Raw genomic sequence first — 21,873 nt, 5'->3', positions numbered from 1 at the left:
AGCGAATTTTAAATTAACTTATAGTTGCTATTTCGAACAAGGTGAGAAATCTATTTTGAATTCCAGATAGATCTCTCCTGAAATCGGGATGACAGAAATATTCACTCACTCAAAAATAACATGAAATACACTGCTGCCCTCTTGCTTTGTTTGCTGTTGAGCCTACCGCTCGCGGCGCAGGTAGGAGGGCAGCGTGCTTTTACGTTTTTGGAGTTACCCGTTAGCTCCAAACAAGCCGCCCTCGGAAGTATAAACGTAAGCTCGTTCGGACATGATGTGAATATGGTAGCTGCCAACCCGGCTTTGCTGAACGCTGAAATGGACCGGCAACTGAGCTTGAGTTATGTAGGTTATTTAGCCGATATCAAGCAGAGTAATGCGGGGTATGCTTTTAACCATGAGAAGCTGGGGCGCTGGGCGGCAAGTATAAATTACCTGAACTATGGCGATTTTGTGCAACGCGATGCCACCGGCCAGGCAGAAGGCAGTTTTACCGTTAACGATTATACGTTGAGCGTGAGCCATGCGCGCCAAGCCGAAGCATTTACGATTGGAGCCACCGCAAAACTGGCCGTATCAAGTATAGCTGGTAACAAGGCAGTTGGTATGTTGGCTGATGTAGGTGGCTTGTTCAAGCATCCGGAGAAAGATCTAACTATAGGCCTGGCATTTAAGAACATTGGTTACCAGGTAAAACCTTTTGATGATGGTGATCGACAGAACATGCCTTTTGATGCGCAATTAGGTGCCAGCTATAAACCGGAACACATGCCCGTACGACTTTCGCTGACAGCACACCACCTATACCAGTTCGACGTTGTATACTTAGACCCAAATGCCAAAGGTCGCCTCGATGAAAATGGAAATGAGATAGAACAGGAAAAAACGTTTGGCGATAAACTGGCCAGGCATTTTGTGGTTGGTTCTGAGTTTATCTTTAGCAAAAACTTTAAGGTGCGGGCCGGGTATAACCATTTACGACGTAAAGAGTTGCGTTTAGAGAATGCTTCTGGTGGAGCAGGCTTTTCGTTGGGAGCTATGTTACGGGTACGGACCTTTGAACTGAACTATAGCAGCGCTTTTTATCATCCGTCGGGCGCGAGCCATTACGTAACTATAAGTACTGATACCAGTACGTTGCTGAAGCGTAAAAACACTGAATAACACCTGGCTGTTTGTATAGCAGCCACTTTATTTATACTTAAAAACTTAAAGATGTTAGATTCCCTGGAACATTTAACGCCAGCCCAGATCGTAGCGGAGCTGGATAAATATATTATCGGGCAACAGGATGCCAAGCGTAACGTTGCCATTGCGCTTCGTAACCGCTGGCGCCGCATGAACGCCGACGAAAGCATTCAGAAAGAGATCGTACCCAACAATATACTGATGATCGGGGCTACGGGTGTGGGTAAAACCGAGATTGCCCGCCGCCTGGCCAAGATCGCAGATGCGCCCTTTACCAAAGTAGAAGCCTCTAAATTTACTGAAGTGGGCTATGTGGGGCGTGACGTTGAAAGCATGGTGCGCGACCTTGTGGAGCAAGCCGTGAATATGGTAAAGACCCGCAAAAAAGAAGAGGTAAAAGTAAAAGCCGCTGAATTGGTGGAAGACATTATACTGGATGCCCTTATCCCACCAATTCAGGGGCGTGCTGGGTCGCCGGTAACTATGTCATCAGACCCCAACGTAATGCCTGATACTGATTACGAACTGAACGAACGCACCCGCGATAAATTCCGGGAAAAGATACGCAACGGCGAATTGGAAGACCGCAAGATCGAGATCCGTATTCAGCAGAGCGCTATGCCGGGCATGGGTGTAATGGGGCCGGGCATGGACGAAGCATCGATGATGAACATCCAGGAGATGATCAGTGGCATGATGCCGAAGAAGACTAAAAAGCGCAAAGTTACGATTGCGGAAGCCCGCAAAATTCTATTAGAAGAAGAAGCTGCCAAGCTCATCGATATGGACGAGGTGAAAGAAGAGGCGATCTTTAAGGCTGAAAACTCCGGCGTTATTTTTATAGATGAAATTGACAAAGTGGCCAGCTCGAGCAAAAAAGGTAGCGGTCCGGATGTGAGCCGCGAAGGGGTGCAGCGCGACCTGTTACCTATAGTTGAGGGCTCTACCGTAAACACCAAGTACGGCATCATCAACACCGACCATATTCTGTTTATAGCAGCTGGTGCATTCCATGTGGCCAAGCCATCCGATCTTATACCTGAGTTGCAGGGCCGTTTCCCGATTCGTGTGGAGTTACAGAGCCTGACCAAGGAAGACTTCTACCAGATTCTGAAGTTCCCGAAAAATGCGCTTACCAAGCAGTACGAGGCCTTGCTAGGATCCGAGAACGTATCGCTGACCTTTAACGACGAGGCCCTGGACGAAATAGCAAGTATGGCTTATGAGGTAAATGCAGAAGTGGAGAATATCGGAGCGCGTCGTTTGCAAACCATCATGAGCCGCCTGCTGAACGACATCCTATTTGATGTACCAGATAAAATAGGCGCCAATGCCAAGATCGTAGTTACCCGCGAAATGGTGCAGGAGAAACTGGCTGGCATGGTGAAGAACCGCGACCTGAGCGAATACATTCTATAGTTAGAAAGTTTGGAAGTTAAAAAGTTAGAAAGGTAAACTATCAACTGGCGCCGGTATCCAATCGGTGACGAAGGGTGGGCGCGAGTCTCCAGACTCGCTCAGCTATAGTTGACTTAAGTTTACAGAAAAGCCGGCAGTTTTGCAGAAGCAGAGCTGCCGGCTTTTGTTTTCGGCGCATAATCCATACTTTATGCTTCTAAAAAGGAATTAACCTTTCTCTTAGCCATATTCGTAATTGATAACTCTCTAACTCATAAACTCCAAAACTCTTTAACTATAAATGCCCGTGAACTACTACATCATAACCGGAACCAGCAAAGGGATCGGCAAGGCCCTGGCCGAAGAACTACTGAAAGACGATAACAACCGGGTAATTGGTGTTTGCCGCAATAGCACCATCACCCATAAAAACTACCATCACCAGCCTTTAGATTTCTCAGATATACCGGCCGTGGAGCATAACCTGCAGAAAGTATTTATGCCATTTAACAATGCTGAAAAGCTGGTACTTGTAAACAATGCTGGTGTAATGGGTGATATCGGGTATGTGGGCGAGGGAATGCCGAACGAGCGCTTCGAGTTTGTGTTTGATGTGAACGTGATTGTGCCAGCTATGCTCATGAACACGTTTCTGAAAGTGTATCAGCAGCACCCCGCTGAAAAGCTTATAGTTAACATCAGCTCCGGTGCCGGAAAATACCCGATTGATGGCTGGGCTAGTTACTGTGCTTCAAAAGCAGCTCTGGATATGCTTTCCATGACCATACAAAAAGAACAGGACATGCGTGGCTCGGGTGTTAAAGTATATGCATTGTCGCCGGGAGTGGTGGATACAGCCATGCAAGAGAATATCAGAGAAGCCGATGCCGGTCGCTTTAGTACTGTAGAAAAGTTTAGAGACTATAAAGCCAGTAACCAGCTGGCCCAACCCGAAACAGTAGCTCACAAGATTATCCACCTTATGCACAACACCGCCAACTATAGCGATGTGATACAGGATGTGCGGAACATGTAACCACGTTTAAACTTACCATTGATCATAAAACTATAGCCTGTGCATATTTGCCGGGCTTTTTTTATAGCTGAAACGTCTTGTGTAATTCCTGAACTATAGTTTAGCATTAGTATCTGCATATGTAAGTATAATTTACTAAATTGATGTAGCGAAGGATGGCAGCTTAAAAGCCGGAAGCGTAGATACGGATTGGAAAAGGGATGTGAAAGGTACGCGTACTAAATGGATAACCGCCAGGTACAAAACATAGCCTTAAGCAATGTGATAAAGTAAGAACAGACCTGTAGTTTAGTAAAACGTTCTTTCTGCGCCATTAGCTCTGAATAAAACTGCAACTGACTTAAGTATAAGTAACTATAAACGCCGCAGCCATGGAAACTATAGCAGACACTTCAAAATCGTACACTGCAGCTTACAACCAAAGTATAACCGACCCCGAAGCTTTTTGGCGTGAACAGGCCGCCCAGATTGCCTGGTACCAGCAACCCGAGCAGGTACTGAGCAGCGACGAAAACGGCTTTTACCGGTGGTTTAAGGGAGGTAAACTAAACACAGCTTACCTGGCCCTGGACTACCACGTAGAAAATGGTCGCGCCGACCAGATTGCTATGATCTACGACTCGCCGGTGACCGATACGGTGCGCAGCTATAGTTACCGCGAGTTCCGGGATATGGTGGCCCGTTTTGCAGGGGCGTTGCGCGACCTGGGTGTGGGCAAAGGCGATACGGTGGTAATTTATATGCCGGTAATACCCGAAGCTGTTGTAGCGATGTTGGCCTGTGCGCGGTTAGGCGCTATACATTCGGTAGTGTTTGGTGGGTTTGCCCCGCACGAGCTTACTGTCAGGGTAGATGATGCCAAACCGAAAGTGGTTATTTCTGCCTCCTGCGGTATCGAATTCGATAAATACATTCCGTATAAACCGCTGCTCGACAAAGCCCTGAATGACAGTAAACATAAACCAGCCCATACGATAGTTTTGCAGCGCCCGTATGTGGTAGCTGACATGCAACCCGGCCGCGACCTCGATTTTATGGAAGTATGGCAAAAAGCCGCGCCTGCCGACTGCGTACCTGTTGATGCTCTGGACCCACTGTATGTACTGTATACGTCGGGCACCACCGGCAAACCCAAAGGCATTATCCGGGATAACGGTGGCCATGCGGTTGCACTAAAGTATAGCATGAAAGCAGTGTACGGTGTTGACCCGGGCGATGTGTTCTGGGCGGCTTCGGATGTGGGTTGGGCTGTAGGTCACTCGTACCTGGTATATGCGCCGCTTATACATGGTTGCACTACGGTTTTGTTCGAGGGCAAGCCAGTGCGTACCCCCGATGCCGGTACGTTCTGGCGCATTATTCAGCAGCACCAGGTTAAGGTATTGTTTACAGCGCCAACCGCTATCCGCGCCATTAAAAAAGAAGACCCCGATGGCAAGTTTAAGAAACTATACGACCTGCCCTCTCTTAAATACCTGTTTTTGGCCGGCGAGCGCTGCGACCCTGCTACCTATTACTGGGCTAAAGATCTGCTGAAAGTGCCTGTAATAGACCATTGGTGGCAAACCGAATCGGGGTGGCCGATGGTGGCAAATATGGTAGGCTACGGGCTTATACCTGCCAAGGCGGGTTCTGCGGGCAAACCGGTGTGTGGGTACAAAGTTGAGATTTTAGGCGAAGACGGGCAGGAACTGATACCCCTGCAGGAAGGCTCCGTAGCGGTAAAACTGCCTCTGCCTCCGGGCTGCCTGCCAACACTTTGGGAAGATGATGTCCGTTTCCGGAAGTCTTACCTGGAGCGTTTTCCGGGGTATTACATGACCGGCGATGGCGGTTACATTGACGAAGACGGCTACGTGTATATTATGGGGCGAATCGATGATGTAATCAACGTGTCGGGGCACCGCTTATCTACCGGCGAAATGGAAGAAATGGTAGCCTCGCATAATGCCGTGGCCGAATGTGCGGTGGTAGGCATAGCCGACGACCTGCGTGGCCAGCGACCTGTTGGGCTGGTAGTTTTAAAAGATGGCCAGACTATAACCGAAGCGCAACTGGAACAGGAACTTATCGCACTCATTCGTGAGAAAATAGGGGCTGTTGCTTACTTCAGAAATGCCTTGCTGGTAAAGCGCCTGCCCAAAACCCGGTCCGGCAAAATATTGCGCAAGATTATCCGTAACATAGCCGACGGCGAGCATTACGCCATCCCATCCACTATAGACGACCCTGTTATACTTACTGAGATCCACGACCGCTTTAGAGAAAAGGAAATTGGCAACGCTTTCTTACAGAAATAAACCCGACCTTACATACCAAACATACCTGAGCCATGATGAATAACTTCCAGATAAAAACCTTTGAACAGTACCAGCAGGTATACAAACGCAGTGTAGAAGACCCCGAAGGTTTTTGGGGCGACATTGCCAGCACCTTTACCTGGCGCAAAAAGTGGAACACTACCCTGGAATGGAATTTTGAAGAGCCGGACGTGAAGTGGTTTAAAGGCGGGAAACTGAACATTACCGAAAACTGCCTGGACCGCCACCTGAAAACCCGCGGCAACAAACTGGCCCTGATCTGGGAGCCTAACGACCCCAAAGAACGCTTTGTGCGCTTTACCTACCGCGAGCTGCACGAGCGCGTATGCCAGTTTGCCAATGTGCTTAAAAAGAATGGTGTGCAGAAAGGCGACCGTGTGTGTATTTACATGCCCATGATTCCGGAACTCGCATTTGCTGTGCTGGCCTGTGCGCGTATCGGGGCCATTCACTCGGTTATTTTTGCTGGCTTCTCGGCAGTAGCTATGGCCGACAGAATTAATGATGCTGGCGCCAAAATGGTACTAACCTCTGATGGCCTGAACCGTGGCTCAAAACAGATTCCGGTAAAACGTGTGGTAGACGAAGCCTTGGAAAGCTGCCCATCTGTAGAAAAAGTTATAGTTGTAGAGCGCCTGGGCTGGGCTGTAAATATGGTGGAAGGCCGCGATGTGTGGTACCACGACGAGGTACAAGGGGTAAGCAAAGAGTGCCCTGCCGAAGAAATGGATGCCGAAGACATGCTGTTTATCTTGTATACTTCGGGCTCTACGGGTAAACCAAAAGGCGTGGTGCATACCTGCGGTGGCTACATGGTGTATGCCCAGTATACCTTCATGAACGTGTTTCAGTACGAAGAAAGCGATGTGTATTGGTGCACCGCCGACATCGGGTGGATAACCGGCCACACTTATCTTTTATATGGCCCACTGCTGAGTGGCGCTACCACGCTGATGTTTGAAGGCGTACCTACTTACCCGGATATGGGCCGTTTCTGGCAGGTATGCGATAAGTTTGGGGTGAGTATTTTCTACACTGCGCCAACAGCTATACGATCATTGATGAGCGGCGATATTGATGATGTGCTGTCCTATAGTTTAGATTCCCTGAAAGTGCTGGGGTCGGTGGGTGAGCCTATAAACGAGGAAGCCTGGCACTGGTACCACACGCACGTAGGTAAAGAGCGCTGTCCGTTGGTAGATACCTGGTGGCAAACCGAGACCGGGGGGATTATGATCTCTTCGCTGGCCAATGTTACGCCTACCAAACCGGCCCACGCGGCGTTTCCGTTGCCGGGCATACAGCCTATACTTGTAAACAGCGACGGCACCGAAATAACCGAAAACGAAGTAGAAGGTCACTTGTGCATGAAGTTTCCGTGGCCGGGCATTATACGGACTACCTACGGCGACCACGAGCGCTGCCGCCTGAGCTATTTCTCTACTTACAAAGGCTTATACTTTACCGGCGATGGCGCCAAGCGCGACGAAAATGGCCTATACCGCATTATCGGTCGGGTAGATGATGTGATCAACGTATCAGGTCACCGTTTCGGGACAGCTGAGATCGAAGAGGCCATTAACCATAACCAGCATGTAGTAGAATCGGCGGTAGTAGGCTACCCACACGACCTGAAAGGGCAGGGGATCTATGCCTTTGTAATCTGCAAAGAAAAGCCGGAGCGCGAAGATTACCTGCGTGCCGAGATCATAGAAACCGTAGTAGAAAAGATAGGAAAGATCGCCAAGCCAGATAAGATTCAGATTGTGAGCGGACTGCCCAAAACCCGCTCCGGAAAGATCATGCGCCGCATTCTGCGCAAAGTTGCCGAAGGCGACACCTCTAATCTAGGCGACACCACCACCTTGCTCGACCCGGATGTAGTGGATGAGATAAAGGCTGGTGCGTTGTAGAGATTCAGAATTATAAGTAGTATAATCTATGACTTCTGTTGAATTTCTTGAGAAAATTAGACAACATTTTGATACAGCTATATTTCAGCCGAGAGAAACAGAACATGAACTTGATGTCCTGATTCTGACTGCAGAACAGAAATTATATAATTACTATTTATGGATAGAAAGTAATTGGACTACCTTAAATATTGGGGCAACTTTAAAATCCGCACCTGAAAAGTATTTTTGGTATGAAGCATGTGAAAATAACTATGAAAATAATCTTGAATGGATCATGCAACTTCTAAAATATTCATTCAGAGAGTTAGATAAACTTCTTAATTATGAAACTCGGATCATCCAGAAAAAGGGAATGATAACGACATCATTTGAATGTCAATATTTAACAGATAAGTGGAATAGAGTTAGTAAAAATAGTATCGTACATTCAAATATTGCACTTCCAAAAATACATGGAAGAAATAAGGTATATACTTAAAAACTAATAACAGTAAGGAAGGAAAATATGCCAGATAATAGATTTGTTAGTATAAGTATATAGCAGAAGCCAAGTGTTTTAGAGCACAAAAAGTTAACTGATATATCTAAACGAAAACCTATGCCCAGAAAAGCTTTTACCGCCGAAGGCGCCGTTTCCGTTGGCCCTTACTCTCATGCCGTAGAAACCGGTAACCTGTTATACTTATCCGGCCAGACACCGATAGATGCTGCCATTGGAAAACTAGTGGAAGGGGACATATCGGCCCAGACGAAGCAATGTTTTGTTAACCTGTTTGCTGTACTTAAAGCCGCTGGCCTAGGCCCGGACGATGTAATAAAAGTGAATGTATTCCTGACTGATATGGCGAATTTTGGAGCGATGAACGAGGTGTACAAAACACAGTTTTCAGAGCCATACCCGGCACGCACCACTATAGGCGTAGCTGCATTGCCTTTGAATGCACAGGTAGAGATTGAAATGATAGCCCAAAAAGGCTGATGCTATAGTTTCGCCTGCTTACCTTTGCACCACACAAACTATAGCTATGACAGACGAGCAGCATAACCCCTGGACCACCCTTTCCTCGAGAGATATTTACCAGAACCCCTGGATAAAACTACGCGAAGACCAGGTGCTTAACCCAAAAGGTGGCGAAGGGATTTATGGGGTGGTCAGTTTTAAGAACAAAGCTATCGGTATTATACCTATTGATAATGAAGGGTATACCTACCTAATTGGTCAATACCGTTATGCGCTGAACGAATATAGTTGGGAAATACCCATGGGTGGCGGCTTAATAGAAAACGACATTCTGGAATCGGCGAAGCGGGAACTACAGGAAGAAACCGGGTTTACTGCCGCCCGCTGGACCAACATCTGCCGCTTGCATACTTCCAACTCCGTAACCGACGAAGAAGGCTTTGTTTTTTTAGCTGAAGAGTTAACCCCCGGTGATACTGCCTTTGAGGAAACGGAAGACCTGCAGATAAAACGCCTTCCTTTTTCCGAAGCTGTCCACATGGCGTTGAATAATCAGATTACCGATGCCATTAGTGTTGCTGGTATTCTGAAGGCTGCTTTTATACTTGGGGTTAGATAAGTAACCCCATCCCAGCCTTCCCTTAAAAACAGGGGAAGGAGTTTTGGCTATTTCAGGATAATTCCCTCCTTGAGGAGGGTAGGGAGGTGTTTTATAGTTTCCGTTTAACATCCCCCTTCGCCCCCTTCAAAGGGCAGGGCCGTTAAGTTCTAGCAAATTCTCCCCTTGAGGGGAGCGCAGAGGGGTGTTTGCATTAGCGGGTGAATTTAAAACTGGCTAACAATAGGCTTTTTGGTCCTGAATAACACCCCTATAATCCCCTCAAGGGGATAGTTCTCGGCAGAACTTAACGGCCCTGCCCTTCAAAGGGGGACTTTTCTGCCTTTGCTATAGTTTCAAGTATAGTTTCATAGTTAAAGTCCATCCACGGACAGGTCGCGACCTGTCCCTACGAAAATACAATCATGATAAACCTCGAAGCTTATCGGTTAAAAGTATAGACGAACTATAGCTATGAGAAACATATCAGTCTTTGGGTTGAGCGCCTTTGATTTGTTGCGGTGCCGTTAGGCAACCCGAGGAACGAGGGTAGCTTCAAATCAGCAGCGCGATGCCCGAAGACGAGGCCTCCCTTAAAGAGGGCCCCTACCCCCGCCATGAGGGCACCAAACCTCACTTGAAACGATGGGTAACTAAAGCTCCCTGGAATACAAGAAGTTTGAAAGGATGGCTTGTCTCAAGTAGTAGGCAAAGTCAACTATAGAACATATAAGATCCCTCGACTTCGCTCGAGATGACAAAAGAGGAACTACAGAACTATAGCTCAGACACTAGCAGGAACTGCGCACGCTGCTAGGTCTCCAATTATAGGGCACAAAAGATTTCTTACAGCTACGCTGGCTCTTTTCGACTCTCGTCGCATGAATGCTCAAAAGCACAAATACAAACTATAGCCCTCAGGCAATACTACCAACAACCCCTTCCCGTTATTGAATTATTCTATAGGCAGCTTGGTTTTGGTAGCGTTGAACAATGCCGGAATATTCTTACATTTGAACCCATGAAAGTGCTGAAATACCTGTCGCAACGCATATATGCTACCTGGTGCTGTACCTGGTTTATAGCACCATTCGTGCTTGTTTATCCGGTACAGGCGCTTCTCATCCGGAAGCAGCAGTGGTACAGGCACGCACACAATATGAACCGGGTTTGGTCATCTATTTTCTTGCGGATGTTTTTAACGCCTTTGCAGGTAGAGTGGCGCTTTAAATTCGACCCGAAACAGCGGTACATCTTTACGCCAAACCATAGTTCGTACCTCGATATACCCATGATGCTGCGCTCTATACCGGGTTTTCTTAATTTTGTTGGGAAAAGCTCGCTTGCCAAAGTGCCGTTGTGGGGAAAAGTATACGGAACATTGTATATTTGTGTAGATCGCAAAAGTGCTATGAGCAGCGCCAAAAGTTATATCCAGTCTAAAAAGACATTGGATGAAGGCCGCAGCTTAGTAATTTTTCCGGAAGGTACGATTGCACCGCTGGCAGGGGAAGAGTTGCTGGAGTTTAAAGACGGGCCATTTAAAATAGCCATCGAAAAGCAGGTACCGGTAGTGCCGGTTACTATGCCGTATAACCAGCATTTTATGCCCGACGTGGAAGAAGTAGGCCTTAAAATACGCCGTCATCCACTAAAGATGATCATACACGAGCCTATAGAAACCACCGGGATGACATTACAAGACCTGCCGGCACTAAAAGAGCGCGTATTTCAGATTATTCAACAAGAGTTAACCAAACACAACTATACCAAGGATGTCAACAGATATTCAAACCATCAGAAAATTAGCGCACCTGGCCAGGCTGGAGTTTAACGAAGAGAAAGAGCAGGAAGTGCTGGGCGACCTGAACAAAATCCTGAACTGGGTAGATAAACTTAGCGAACTGGACACTGAGAACATTGAACCTCTGACGCACATGACCGCCGAAGTGAATGTGATGCGCGAGGATGCCGCTAAAAATACGATTACACACGAAGAAGCATTGTTGAACGCTCCTAAAAAAGACTCCGACTACTTTAGAGTGCCAAAGGTACTGGAGTAAGAGGCAAGCCTGTTTATGAGTAAAACCAACTTCTGGAAAAACTGGGATACTACTTTAAAGTATCCCTATCTTTTTTTATTGCTACTGGCAGCAGCAGCGTTGTTGCTGGGCGGTTATTTTTATGTTGAAGGCAACACTGCTGCCTACACCTGGGATAAAATTACCGACCTGCAGGTAGTGCCTGTACCGGTGCACGAGGTTACCCGGCTGCTGGAGCCATTTACCCTGTATGCCGATGGCTACCTGGTGCTGGAGCAGTTTGATGTAGCTCCTGCCATAGTGCAAACATGGCCAGCCGTTGTTTTTATCTCTATACTCGGGGTTTGTATTGCGTTTTATACGGCAGCCATCAGCACCATGCGGCAGATTCCATACTTTGCCGGCATCTTGCTGCTGATGCTTTTCCTGGCATCATTTAACGTTGATCTGTTGCAGGTTTTTGGCACGGAGCCAAGCCAGGCCATGTTGCTGGTAGCTATTGTGTTACTGGCTGGCTTAAGTTATGGTTTCCAGGCGTTCTGGCAGCATATTAACTTCGGGTTTCGGGTGATGGCCATGCTGGTAGTGATGCTGGTACTGGGTGTAGCCATTTTCTCCGAATCCGGGTTTGCACCTTCACTCACAGCGCTGCACCTGGTAAACTATAGTTCACTGGCAACTATCATCGTCACGCTGCTTTTCCTAATCTGGGTATCGTATGAGAACGTTAATGCGCTGCTCTGGATAAACACACAAGGCAAAACGCCCGAACGCCGCTATAGTTTGTGGCAGTTCATACTTATTGCCGGGCTATACCTGGCTAACCTGCTGTTGCTGTACCTGCGCCACATCGGCTATCTCCCAGCCGACCTTATTTATGTAAATGGCTATGCCATACTATTGCTTTCGGTGGTAACGGGTTTCTGGGGAATGCGGCAGCGCGAGGCATTTTATGGCAAGTATTTTCCGTTCAGGCCGACCGGTGCGGTGCTATACCTACTTTTTGCAACAATAGCTTTTTTAGCTATAGGTTATGCCTTTGCTACCGCCAACGATTCGCTCACTGTACTTTTCCATACGCTTATCATCTACACGCACCTGGTATATGGAGCCGTGTTTTTCCTGTACCTGATGCTTAATTTCGGGAAGCTGATAAAAGAGCGCAAAGCCGTTTACAAGGTAGTATATGAGCCAAGTATGTTCACGCTGTTCTCGTTCTTTTTAATGAGCACTGTTATTTTGGCTATACTTATCATTCGCACGCAATACAGTACTTATTTCCAGGCAAAAGCGGGCTACTATAACTATTTAGGCGACCTGTATGCAGCCTCTGACAACCCGGCACTGGCCCGGCGTTTTTACGAAGAAAGCGATGTGTACGACATCAACAACGTGAAAGCAAACTATAGTTTGGCCTCTATGGCACGAAAGGCGTCGCAGCGCAACGAAGAAATAGTTTATTTGAAAGGAGCTGCCGGCAAACGCCCTAACCCGAAGTTGTATGTGCGCATGGCCAACCTCTACGACGAAAAGCAATACTTTTTTGAGAAGCTGTATGTACTGCACGAAGGGATAGATAAGTTTCCGGAGAGCGCGGAGCTGTACAACAACATGGCACTGCACTACATGCAAACCAGCGTAACCGACTCGGTTGATTATTATTTTAAACTGGCCGAAAAGTATAGTGCTGACAAAGAAGTGATACAAAGCAACAGGCTGGCATTTTATACCCGGCAGGCCCTGCTGGAACCCGCCCGCCAACTGCTGACAGAAGCAAAAGACGGTAACTATAAAACGCTGCGTAGCAACGCGGCAGCATTAAGGCAGCTACTAGGTATAGAAAACAAACAAGGCGATGCCTTTGCCCCCGACTCGCTGGAGATGGTAGAGGATTTTACGCTGTTTTATAACCAGACCCTGAGCAGGCTGAACAACGGCGATACCTTGCAGCTGAAAGCCATAGATCGCTACCTGAAATCGCCGGGCAACCAGTTGTTTCAGGAAGATCTGCTATACAGCAAGGCATTAGTGCATCATTATAACGGCCGGCCAAAAGAAGCACGAAGTATAGTCGAGAACCTGGCCCTTTCGGCTACCGAGCGCAGCGGATACTATTATAATGCACTGGGTATCTGGATGCTGGAAGAAAATAATTACCGTGCGGCGGCACATTACTTTAAAGAGGCAAAAGACCACGGTTATGCCCAGGCATACCTGTCGCATGGCTATGCGTTGGCACTGGCCCACCAACCCGAAGCAGCCGCAAATGCCCTGCAGGAAGTAGCCTATACCGAGATAGCATCGGCAAAAGAGGTGGCAGACCAACTACAGGCGGTGCTGCAACAAAACGTAGCGCAAACTATAGCCACCGCCACCGACGCCGAAAAAGTAAAATACCTGCAAACTTATCTGCCACAATTAACTATACAGCAGGTAGATGCCCTGGTTAATGCTGTAAATGAGAAAGAACTGCACCGTGTAGCCTTACTGAGCCGCATTGATTACCTGATGCAGCAGAAAAAATGGCGCGCCGCAAACAAGGCTATAAAGCAAACGGCCCCGCTACTGCAACCCGAAGGCGAACTGCGCAGCAAACTTAACCTGCAGCAACTTAAGCTCTGGAACTATACCAAAAACTACGATGCCCTGGTAGACCGCATGGAAAATGTGTACCTGACTCCGCTTGATAAAAGGTACAAACTATACTTTAAAGCCAGCATTGCAGCAGCCAAAGGCCGCGACCGCGAAGCTGCCGAAAAGTATAAACAAGCGGTAAATATCCTGTTGTATGATGAGGAAGTGGTAATTGCTGCGGCGCACTTCTTTGCCAAGTATACGCCCGATAAAATGACGGCTTATGAGATGCTGCTGGATGGAATTACCTACAACCCATACGGCGCGGAACTGCACAAAGCATATGCCCTGGAGAGTTTAGACAAAGGCTTGACAAGTTATGCAGAGCAGGCATTAGCTACCTTGCAGGGCTTGCTTAGTCCCGCAGAATACAGTACATTTATAAAGCAGTTTGAGAGCCACCGCCAGGCTGCCGAGAAAAAAGGAGACGACTGGCAACTATAAAATCAGCCCGTATGAGCATCATCATCGAAACACATCATATCTCTAAAGTATACCGCATGGGCGCCGAAGTCATCAATGCCCTGCAGGATGTTTCTATTACGATAAACCGGGGAGAGTATGTGGCCTTTATGGGTCCTTCAGGGTCTGGTAAGTCTACGCTCATGAACATTATCGGCTGTCTCGATACCCCGACCGGCGGTACGTACATCCTGAATGGGAACGATGTGAGCAACATGACCGACAACGAACTGGCCGAAGTCCGAAACAAAGAGATCGGTTTCGTGTTTCAGACCTTTAACCTGTTGCCGCGTCAGACTTCTTTAGAGAATGTGGCCCTGCCGCTGATCTATGCCGGATATAACAAAACGCAGCGCGAGGAGCGGGCACAGAAAGCACTGGAAAGCGTAGGCCTGGGCAACCGTGGCAAGCACAAACCAAACGAGCTGTCGGGTGGGCAGCGGCAGCGTGTGGCTATTGCCCGCGCCCTGATAAACGACCCAAGTATAATATTAGCCGATGAGCCGACCGGTAACCTCGATACCAAAACCTCTTACGAGATCATGGAGCTGTTCGAGAACCTGCACGCCAAAGGAAACACGATAATTATGGTAACCCACGAAGAAGACATAGCCAAGTATGCACACCGTATAGTGCGCCTGCGCGATGGATTGATCGAATCGGATACTGTAAACGATAACATAGCCACTGCAGCCATAATGCGGGAGGCACACCAGGTAAATGAAGATATACACTAAAACAGGCGATAAAGGCACCACCGCCCTGATCGGGGGAACCCGCGTGGCAAAGTCGCATTTACGCATCGAAGCATACGGCACTGTCGACGAACTGAACTCTTACATCGGGTTGGTTCGTGACCAGGAAGTGAACAGCGTAAGGGCCGATATCCTGAAAGAGATACAGGACAGGTTGTTTACCATAGGCTCATCGCTGGCCACCGACCCGGACAAAAACGTGAAAATGGCTACCCCAGACCTGCACGAAGCCGATATTACGTTGCTTGAACACGAGATTGACGCCATGAGCGAAGATGTGCCGCCTTTAAAAGCATTTATACTTCCGGGTGGGCATCAGTCTGTATCGTTTTGCCATGTGGCCCGCTGCGTTTGCCGCCGTGCCGAGCGCATTGCCATCCGTTTGCAGGAAGAATCGCCTGTCGAGCACCTGGTTATCATTTACCTGAACCGTTTGTCGGATTACCTTTTTGCGCTGGGTCGCCGTATGACCCACGAGCTGCAGGCCGAAGAGATAACCTGGAAACCACGAGTTTAACTACCCTTTACCACTATAACGATAGCTATGTCTACTGATACATTAACTATATCTACCCAGCCTGTTGCCAAATCGCGCATTTCAGAACTGGACTTCAATAATATCGAGTTCGGTAAGATCTTTTCGGACCACATGCTGGTAGCCGATTTTAAAGATGGCGCCTGGCAAACCCCGGAGATCGTACCTTACGGCAACATGTCGATGAGCCCGGCTACGTCGGCGATCCATTACGGGCAGGCTATTTTTGAAGGTATGAAAGCTTACCGTAGCGCGGATGGCGATATCCTGCTTTTCAGACCATACGATAACTTCCGCCGCCTGAACATTTCAGCGGAGCGCATGTGCATTCCGCCTATTTCAGAAGAGATATTTATGCAGGGCCTGCAGCAACTATTGCGTATGGATGCTGCCTGGGTGCCGCCAACTGCCGGCAGCGCCTTATACATTCGTCCGTTCATGTTCGCTACCGACGATTTTATAGGTGTAAGACCATCATCTAACTATAGATTTGCCATTTTTACCTGCCCGGTTGCGTCTTACTATAGTTCGCCGGTGCGTGTAGCCATCGAAACAAAGTATGTGCGCTCTGCCGAAGGTGGTGCCGGTTTTGCGAAAGCTGCCGGTAACTATGGTGCGGCCATGTACCCGGCTAAAAAAATGCAGGAGAGAGGCTACCAGCAACTTATCTGGACCGACCACAAAGAGCATAAATATATCGAGGAATCAGGTACCATGAACGTGATGTTCGTGATTGATGGCGTGCTGGTTACACCTGCGGTTAGCTCTACTATACTTGCCGGCATTACCCGCGACAGCGTTTTGCAGGTAGCCCGCGACCTGGGTTATAAAGTAGAAGAGCGTCGCATATCAGTTGATGAAATTGTAGCTGCTCACAAAGCTGGTAAACTGCAGGAAGCATTTGGTACAGGCACTGCCGCCACTATCGCCCAGATTGCAACTATAAACTATAACGGCGAAGACATGGACCTGCCAGCTGTGGAAGGCCGCGAAATATCAAACGCAGTAGCCACGCAGCTCGATAAGATCAAAACAGGGGAGGCACCAGATTTGCATAACTGGAACTACAGGATAAGCTTATAACAGTATAAATTGAGTACAGATGCTGAAGTATAGCCGCTGAGGTGTATGCTTCAGCATCTTCTTGTTTAAAACAGAGTATAGCAACAACGTATAAACTATAAAACGATGACCGCAGAGCAGGTAAAAGATTTAAAGGCGCGCGTAGAAGCCTTGAGGAGGTACCTTTGACTACGATAACAAGAAAGCTGAAGTAGCAACTATAGAGGCCCAGACCACAGCCCCTGATTTCTGGGACAACCCCAAAGAAGCTGAAAAAGTGCTGAAGGAAGTAAAGGCTGTTAAAGTATGGACCGACCACTACGACGAAGTAGAAAAGAAGTATAATGACTTCGAGACGTTGTTCGATTTTTATAAAGAAGGCGACGTAACCGAAGAAGAAATAAACCAGGAAGCCAAAGCGACCACCGAAGCCATAGAAGGGCTGGAGTTTAAGCGCATGCTGAGCGGCGAAGAAGACCAACTGAGTGCGATACTGGAAATAAACCCGGGGGCAGGCGGTACCGAAAGCCAGGACTGGGCTGAAATGCTGATGCGCATGTATATAATGTGGGCTGAGTCGCATAAGTTTAGCGTAAAGCAGCTTAACTACCAGGCCGGGGATGGTGCAGGTATAAAACAGGCAACCCTTGAAATTACCGGCGACTTTGCTTACGGTTACCTGAAAGCTGAAATAGGCGTGCATCGTTTGGTGCGTATTTCGCCTTTCGATTCAGGTGGGCGCCGCCATACGTCGTTTGCCTCGGTGTTTGCTTACCCGGTAGTGGATGATACCATTAACATTGAAGTGAACCCCGGCGATATTGAATGGGATACTTACCGCGCAGGCGGTGCGGGCGGGCAGAACGTAAACAAAGTAGAAACTGCTGTTCGCTTAAAACACAAGCCAACCGGTATTGTGATCGAGTGCCAGATCGAGCGTTCGCAGCTTATGAACAAGGAGCACGCTATCCGGATGCTGAAATCGAGGTTATACCAGATTGAGGTGGAGAAGCGCAACGAAGAACGCGACCGCATCGAGAGTACCAAAAAGAAGATCGACTTCGGATCGCAAATACGCAACTACGTGCTGCACCCTTACAAACTGGTAAAAGATGTACGAACCGGCGTTGAAAGAACCGATGTGCAGAACGTACTGGACGGCGACCTGGACGAATACATAAAAGCCTACCTGATGCAGCAGTAAAGCAATACAAACTATAGTTTAAAAGCCGGAATGGTTACTTTAAAGGTAAACATTCCGGCTTTTGTTTTATATCCCAATGAATGCCTGTCAACATGAGCTCGGTTGCTGTTTTATACCTGCCATTTCTATAGTTGTAGTTAGTAACAGTAGCTAAACTATAGTTGCCACCTTTACGCTACCCAAAGCCCCGAGGCATAACGCGAAGAGTGTTTAAACATGAATCGGTTGGTTGCCAGATTTGGTAAATAGCATTTTAATCCCTGCCATTGTAACGTAAATGCCCTGCAAACTGCATTTCGTCTATTTTACTAGCTAAAAATAAGTTTTTATCAAGATTAAATTTAAATAAGTGCGTATAAAGTAAGATTAAAAAAGATTGCCCTCCCTCTACATTCAGAACCATTGCCTGGCGCTGCACTAAAAGTGCGACCATGCCTAACTATAGCATTGGTTTCTGTTCGCAATAGCTCCTTGTACATGCTTCTGCTGCTTTCTTTATCAAAAGAGGCTGTTACACTCGTGTTATCTGCTCAAACATTTCTTTATCATCTTACTATGAATGCAAATGAAAAAACTATTACTTCTAAGTCTTGTCTTGATGTTTACCCTGGCACAGCAGGCGTTCGCACAGGGCAGGACGGTGTCTGGGACGGTAACTGACCAGGCAAACGGACAAGCCCTGCCTGGGGTAGCAGTAATAGTACAAGGCACCAGCGTTGGTACATCCACGAACGTAGACGGGGCTTATACTATTAATGTGCCGGCGGGCAGCAATACCCTCGAATTCCGATACATCGGATACCAGACTGTTACAAGAGCTATCGGGAATGCCGCAACTATAAACGTTACCATGTCGGCAGATGCCAAGCAGCTGCAGGAAGTGGTGGTTACCGCTTTTGGTATAGAGAAAGAAGAGAAAGCCCTGAGCTACTCGGTGCAGCAGCTGGAAGGCGAAACAGTTTCGAAAGCAGGACAGCCAAACGTAACCAATGCCATACAAGGTAAAGTAGCCGGTGTAATTGTGCGCCAGTCAAGTGGTTTGCCAGGTTCTTCGTCTACCATCACCATCCGTGGTAACCGTTCTTTTTCTGATAACAACCAGCCGCTGTATGTGGTAGATGGTATGCCTATAGAAAGCAACGCGCCGGCACAATTAGGTGGAGCCGGACCGGGAACTGGTGGTGTAAGTGGCGCTGATGCTTCGGCCCGGGCACTCGATATAAACCCCAACGACATTGAATCTATCTCTGTACTGAAGGGCGGGGCTGCTGCTGCACTGTATGGCCTAAGAGCCTCCAATGGTGTCGTGATCATTACTACTAAAAAAGGAAAGGGCTTAACTGCTAAAAAAGGCGCCACCGTAACGTTTAACACAGACTATACAATAGATGAGGTATCGAGGCTACCAGACCTGCAGAGCACTTATTCGCAGGGTAGCGGCGGCAACTATTCAGGTGTTACATCGCTTTCGTGGGGGCCTCGTATTTCAACGCTTGGCAACATTACCGACCCGCTTGGCGACGAGCGGCCGGGCAACCGTGTTTTTGATAACGTAGACCCATTCTTTGATAAAGGCCATACCTGGAACAATGCCATCAGTATAGGCAATAGCGGGGAGCTCGGCAACTATGCTATCGGCTTTAGCTACACCGACCAGGAGGGGATAGTGCCCACCACCGGCATGAAGCGCTACACCGGTAAAGTAGCCGGCGACTATAAGCTGAACGAAAAAGTGAACCTGGGCATTTCGGCCAACTACTCCGATATCGATATCCAGAAAATACCGGGTGGTAGTAACCTGTCAAACCCATTGTTTACGCTATATGCCGCGCCACGTACCTTCGACCTCTGGGGGCTGCCTTATGCATTTCCGGATGATCCGTACAGGCAGATAAACTATAGAAGTGCGATTGATAACCCCCGATGGTCGCTGGCCAACAACGAGTTTACAGAACAGACTCGTCGTATTATCGGTAGCACCAACGTAACCTATAAACCACTCGACTGGATAGGCATAAACTATAGGCTGGGTGTAGACCATTTCATCACAAATGGTAAAGAAGTATACGAGCTTGGGTCAGGTTTTACAGGTGGCCGTACTAACCCGCCATCCGGTGGCCAGATAACCGATTATGCCCTGGACCAGAACCAGATAAACTCCAATATATCTATAAACTTTAACCGCGACCTGACCGAAGCCTTAAACCTTAACCTGTTGGTTGGTAACGAAGCCTACGACATCAGAAGCCGACGCATCTTTAACGTGGGTAATGGTATCCCGATTGGTGGTTTCAGGAATATAGCCAGTACCACCTCGCAGTTAACCAACGAAGTGCTCAGTACAAAACGGGTAGTTGGTTTTTACAGCAGTTTAGAGCTGGGCTATAACGAGTATTTGTTCCTGAATGCCTCTGCCCGCCAGGACTATGTATCCAACCTGCCACGCGACAACAGGGACTTCTTTTACCCATCGGTAGGGGTTGGCTTTGTATTTACAGATGCATTTAAACTTAATGCCGACTGGCTGAGCTTTGGTAAAGTAAGAGCATCGTATGCCGAAGTTGGAGCCGCACCGGATAACCCTTACCAGACCCGTAATATTTTTGTGGGTGGTGGCTCAGGCTCCGGTTTCCTGAACGATGGTATCCTGTTCCCTTTCAATGGACTTAATGCCTACTCGCTCAGCGACATAATCCGATCCGATCAGTTGCGTCCGCAAAACACGAAAACGATAGAGTTTGGTGGCGATCTCCGTTTCCTGGATAACCGCATTACCCTGGACTATACATACTATGTGCAGACTACTGAAGACCAGATCTTCCAGGTTCCGGTGGCGCCATCTGCCGGTTTTACTTCTGAGTTCCGAAATGCCGGCGAGCTGGAAACAAAAGGCCATGAACTGGTAGTAGGCTTGGTTCCACTGCGCAACGAGAACTTCCAATGGGAAATAACTACCAACTTCTCTTCCTATGAAAACGAGGTTATATCGTTATCTGAAGGTGTAGAGAATATCTTCCTGGGTGGTTTCGTGACGCCAAACATTAGGGCTCAGGCAGGTGCAGCTTACCCTATTATTTTTGGTACCTCGTATGTACGCGACGATGCCGGAAATATAGTTGTGGATAGCCGTGAGTTTATAGAAGGCGAAGAAAACCCATACTACGGAATGCCGCTGCAGGGGCCTGCCACCAATATAGGCAACGTACAGCCCGACTTCGAAATGTCGTTTACCAACAACTTTACCTTTAAAGGCCTGACCCTGACAGCACAACTGGACTGGCGCAAAGGCGGTAACTCGTATGCGGGTAACACTAGGTTGCTGAAACTATACGGCATGGCCGAACTGACCGAAGACCGTGAAACAGAGAAAATATTTGGAGGAACCAAAGGCTTTATAGATGATGATGGCAACCTGGTGGTAGAGGGACCAAACGATATCCCGATACTGCAGGGCCAGACCTTCTGGTCTGAAGCGATGGATGCCATTACAGAGTCAAATGTGTACTCCACCACGTTTGTACGCCTGCGCGAAGTTACCCTTGGCTACTCGCTGCCTACCTCGTTGGTAGAGAACACGCCATTCCGGGATGCCAGTATCTTCCTGACAGGCCGTAACCTCTTCCTGATCACTGATTATCCAAACTTTGACCCCGAAACAAGCGTGGGCGGTTCCGGTAACTTCCAAGGTCTGGAATATGTGTCGTTGCCACAGACCAGGAGCTATGGTATGGGTATAAAAGTGTCATTTTAACAGCTAAACT

17 protein-coding genes are annotated in these 21,873 nt (G+C 48.0%); 16 read left to right on the top strand and 1 reads right to left on the bottom strand.

Annotated elements, in window-relative coordinates; translation table 11 throughout:
- Positions 1-120: 120 nt before the first annotated feature.
- From porQ to prfB, 15 genes are all read left to right on the top strand, one after another.
- A complete protein-coding gene (gene porQ / locus GWO68_RS01865; RefSeq protein ID WP_162344703.1) occupies positions 121-1,164 on the top strand; it encodes a type IX secretion system protein PorQ in 1,044 nt (347 codons plus the stop codon).
- A 51-nt stretch (positions 1,165-1,215) separates the two neighbouring features.
- Complete coding sequence (gene hslU, locus GWO68_RS01860; protein WP_162344702.1) at positions 1,216-2,607, top strand: ATP-dependent protease ATPase subunit HslU; 1,392 nt, start codon at positions 1,216-1,218, stop codon at positions 2,605-2,607.
- A gap of 280 nt (positions 2,608-2,887) precedes the next feature.
- The gene (locus tag GWO68_RS01855; protein WP_202923637.1) at positions 2,888-3,622 is read left to right on the top strand and encodes an SDR family NAD(P)-dependent oxidoreductase; all 735 of its coding nucleotides are present in this window, start codon (positions 2,888-2,890) and stop codon (positions 3,620-3,622) included.
- A 371-nt stretch (positions 3,623-3,993) separates the two neighbouring features.
- The gene (locus GWO68_RS01850) at positions 3,994-5,922 is read left to right on the top strand and encodes a propionyl-CoA synthetase (protein ID WP_162344701.1); all 1,929 of its coding nucleotides are present in this window, start codon (positions 3,994-3,996) and stop codon (positions 5,920-5,922) included.
- A 35-nt stretch (positions 5,923-5,957) separates the two neighbouring features.
- On the top strand, positions 5,958-7,856 hold the full coding sequence (acs, locus tag GWO68_RS01845) for an acetate--CoA ligase (protein ID WP_162344812.1): 1,899 nt from the start codon (positions 5,958-5,960) through the stop codon (positions 7,854-7,856).
- A gap of 28 nt (positions 7,857-7,884) precedes the next feature.
- Positions 7,885-8,337, top strand: coding sequence for a hypothetical protein (locus tag GWO68_RS01840; protein WP_162344700.1), 453 nt, complete (start codon positions 7,885-7,887; stop codon positions 8,335-8,337).
- A 120-nt stretch (positions 8,338-8,457) separates the two neighbouring features.
- Positions 8,458-8,838, top strand: coding sequence for a RidA family protein (locus tag GWO68_RS01835; RefSeq protein WP_162344699.1), 381 nt, complete (start codon positions 8,458-8,460; stop codon positions 8,836-8,838).
- A gap of 46 nt (positions 8,839-8,884) precedes the next feature.
- Entirely contained in the window at positions 8,885-9,439 is a 555-nt protein-coding gene (locus GWO68_RS01830; protein WP_162344698.1) for an NUDIX domain-containing protein, read from the top strand.
- Between the two features lie 1,000 nt (positions 9,440-10,439).
- Positions 10,440-11,252: a lysophospholipid acyltransferase family protein gene (locus GWO68_RS01825; protein ID WP_162344697.1), complete on the top strand. Its 813-nt coding sequence runs from the start codon at positions 10,440-10,442 to the stop codon at positions 11,250-11,252.
- Positions 11,194-11,481: an Asp-tRNA(Asn)/Glu-tRNA(Gln) amidotransferase subunit GatC gene (gatC, locus tag GWO68_RS01820; RefSeq protein WP_162344696.1), complete on the top strand. Its 288-nt coding sequence runs from the start codon at positions 11,194-11,196 to the stop codon at positions 11,479-11,481. Before GWO68_RS01825 ends, gatC begins: the two co-directional genes overlap by 59 nt.
- A 15-nt stretch (positions 11,482-11,496) precedes the next feature.
- On the top strand, positions 11,497-14,538 hold the full coding sequence (locus tag GWO68_RS01815; RefSeq protein ID WP_162344695.1) for a tetratricopeptide repeat protein: 3,042 nt from the start codon (positions 11,497-11,499) through the stop codon (positions 14,536-14,538).
- 11 nt (positions 14,539-14,549) lie between these two features.
- Positions 14,550-15,293 (top strand): ABC transporter ATP-binding protein, encoded by a 744-nt coding sequence (locus tag GWO68_RS01810; RefSeq protein ID WP_162344694.1) that lies wholly within the window; start codon positions 14,550-14,552, stop codon positions 15,291-15,293.
- Positions 15,277-15,828, top strand: a complete 552-nt coding sequence (locus GWO68_RS01805) for a cob(I)yrinic acid a,c-diamide adenosyltransferase (protein WP_162344693.1) — start codon at positions 15,277-15,279, stop codon at positions 15,826-15,828. The genes GWO68_RS01810 and GWO68_RS01805 overlap by 17 nt, the downstream gene beginning before the upstream one ends.
- A 27-nt stretch (positions 15,829-15,855) precedes the next feature.
- On the top strand, positions 15,856-16,929 hold the full coding sequence (locus tag GWO68_RS01800; protein ID WP_162344692.1) for a branched-chain amino acid aminotransferase: 1,074 nt from the start codon (positions 15,856-15,858) through the stop codon (positions 16,927-16,929).
- Between the two features lie 105 nt (positions 16,930-17,034).
- Positions 17,035-18,112 (top strand): peptide chain release factor 2 gene (gene prfB / locus GWO68_RS01795; RefSeq protein WP_162344691.1). Its coding sequence is split into 2 segments (ribosomal slippage): positions 17,035-17,094 and positions 17,096-18,112, totalling 1,077 coding nucleotides; the frame shifts between segments, so codons are not numbered across the junction.
- A 253-nt stretch (positions 18,113-18,365) separates the two neighbouring features.
- Here prfB and GWO68_RS01790 read toward each other — a convergent pair.
- Entirely contained in the window at positions 18,366-18,545 is a 180-nt protein-coding gene (locus GWO68_RS01790; protein WP_162344690.1) for a hypothetical protein, read from the bottom strand.
- Between the two features lie 132 nt (positions 18,546-18,677).
- Here GWO68_RS01790 and GWO68_RS01785 point away from each other — a divergent pair, with 132 nt between their 5' ends.
- Positions 18,678-21,863: a SusC/RagA family TonB-linked outer membrane protein gene (locus GWO68_RS01785; RefSeq protein WP_162344689.1), complete on the top strand. Its 3,186-nt coding sequence runs from the start codon at positions 18,678-18,680 to the stop codon at positions 21,861-21,863.
- Positions 21,864-21,873 lie beyond the last annotated feature (10 nt).

This window comes from Pontibacter fetidus, assembly GCF_010119545.1.
Taxonomy (GTDB): domain Bacteria; phylum Bacteroidota; class Bacteroidia; order Cytophagales; family Hymenobacteraceae; genus Pontibacter; species Pontibacter fetidus.
This window is presented reverse-complemented; position numbering and strand designations above follow the sequence as displayed.

Bases quoted from the DNA above. Each gene is read 5' to 3' on its own strand.
- GWO68_RS01810 (WP_162344694.1), top strand. From the start codon at position 14,550: ATGAGCATCATCATCGAAACACATCATATCTCTAAAGTATACCGCATG.
- GWO68_RS01830 (WP_162344698.1), top strand. From the start codon at position 8,885: ATGACAGACGAGCAGCATAACCCCTGGACCACCCTTTCCTCGAGAGAT.
- GWO68_RS01785 (WP_162344689.1), top strand. From the start codon at position 18,678: ATGAAAAAACTATTACTTCTAAGTCTTGTCTTGATGTTTACCCTGGCA.
- GWO68_RS01825 (WP_162344697.1), top strand. From the start codon at position 10,440: ATGAAAGTGCTGAAATACCTGTCGCAACGCATATATGCTACCTGGTGC.
- porQ (WP_162344703.1), top strand. From the start codon at position 121: ATGAAATACACTGCTGCCCTCTTGCTTTGTTTGCTGTTGAGCCTACCG.
- gatC (WP_162344696.1), top strand. From the start codon at position 11,194: ATGTCAACAGATATTCAAACCATCAGAAAATTAGCGCACCTGGCCAGG.
- GWO68_RS01855 (WP_202923637.1), top strand. From the start codon at position 2,888: ATGCCCGTGAACTACTACATCATAACCGGAACCAGCAAAGGGATCGGC.
- GWO68_RS01805 (WP_162344693.1), top strand. From the start codon at position 15,277: ATGAAGATATACACTAAAACAGGCGATAAAGGCACCACCGCCCTGATC.
- GWO68_RS01790 (WP_162344690.1), bottom strand. From the start codon at position 18,545: ATGGTCGCACTTTTAGTGCAGCGCCAGGCAATGGTTCTGAATGTAGAG.
- GWO68_RS01840 (WP_162344700.1), top strand. From the start codon at position 7,885: ATGACTTCTGTTGAATTTCTTGAGAAAATTAGACAACATTTTGATACA.
- GWO68_RS01835 (WP_162344699.1), top strand. From the start codon at position 8,458: ATGCCCAGAAAAGCTTTTACCGCCGAAGGCGCCGTTTCCGTTGGCCCT.
- acs (WP_162344812.1), top strand. From the start codon at position 5,958: ATGAATAACTTCCAGATAAAAACCTTTGAACAGTACCAGCAGGTATAC.
- GWO68_RS01800 (WP_162344692.1), top strand. From the start codon at position 15,856: ATGTCTACTGATACATTAACTATATCTACCCAGCCTGTTGCCAAATCG.
- GWO68_RS01850 (WP_162344701.1), top strand. From the start codon at position 3,994: ATGGAAACTATAGCAGACACTTCAAAATCGTACACTGCAGCTTACAAC.
- hslU (WP_162344702.1), top strand. From the start codon at position 1,216: ATGTTAGATTCCCTGGAACATTTAACGCCAGCCCAGATCGTAGCGGAG.
- GWO68_RS01815 (WP_162344695.1), top strand. From the start codon at position 11,497: ATGAGTAAAACCAACTTCTGGAAAAACTGGGATACTACTTTAAAGTAT.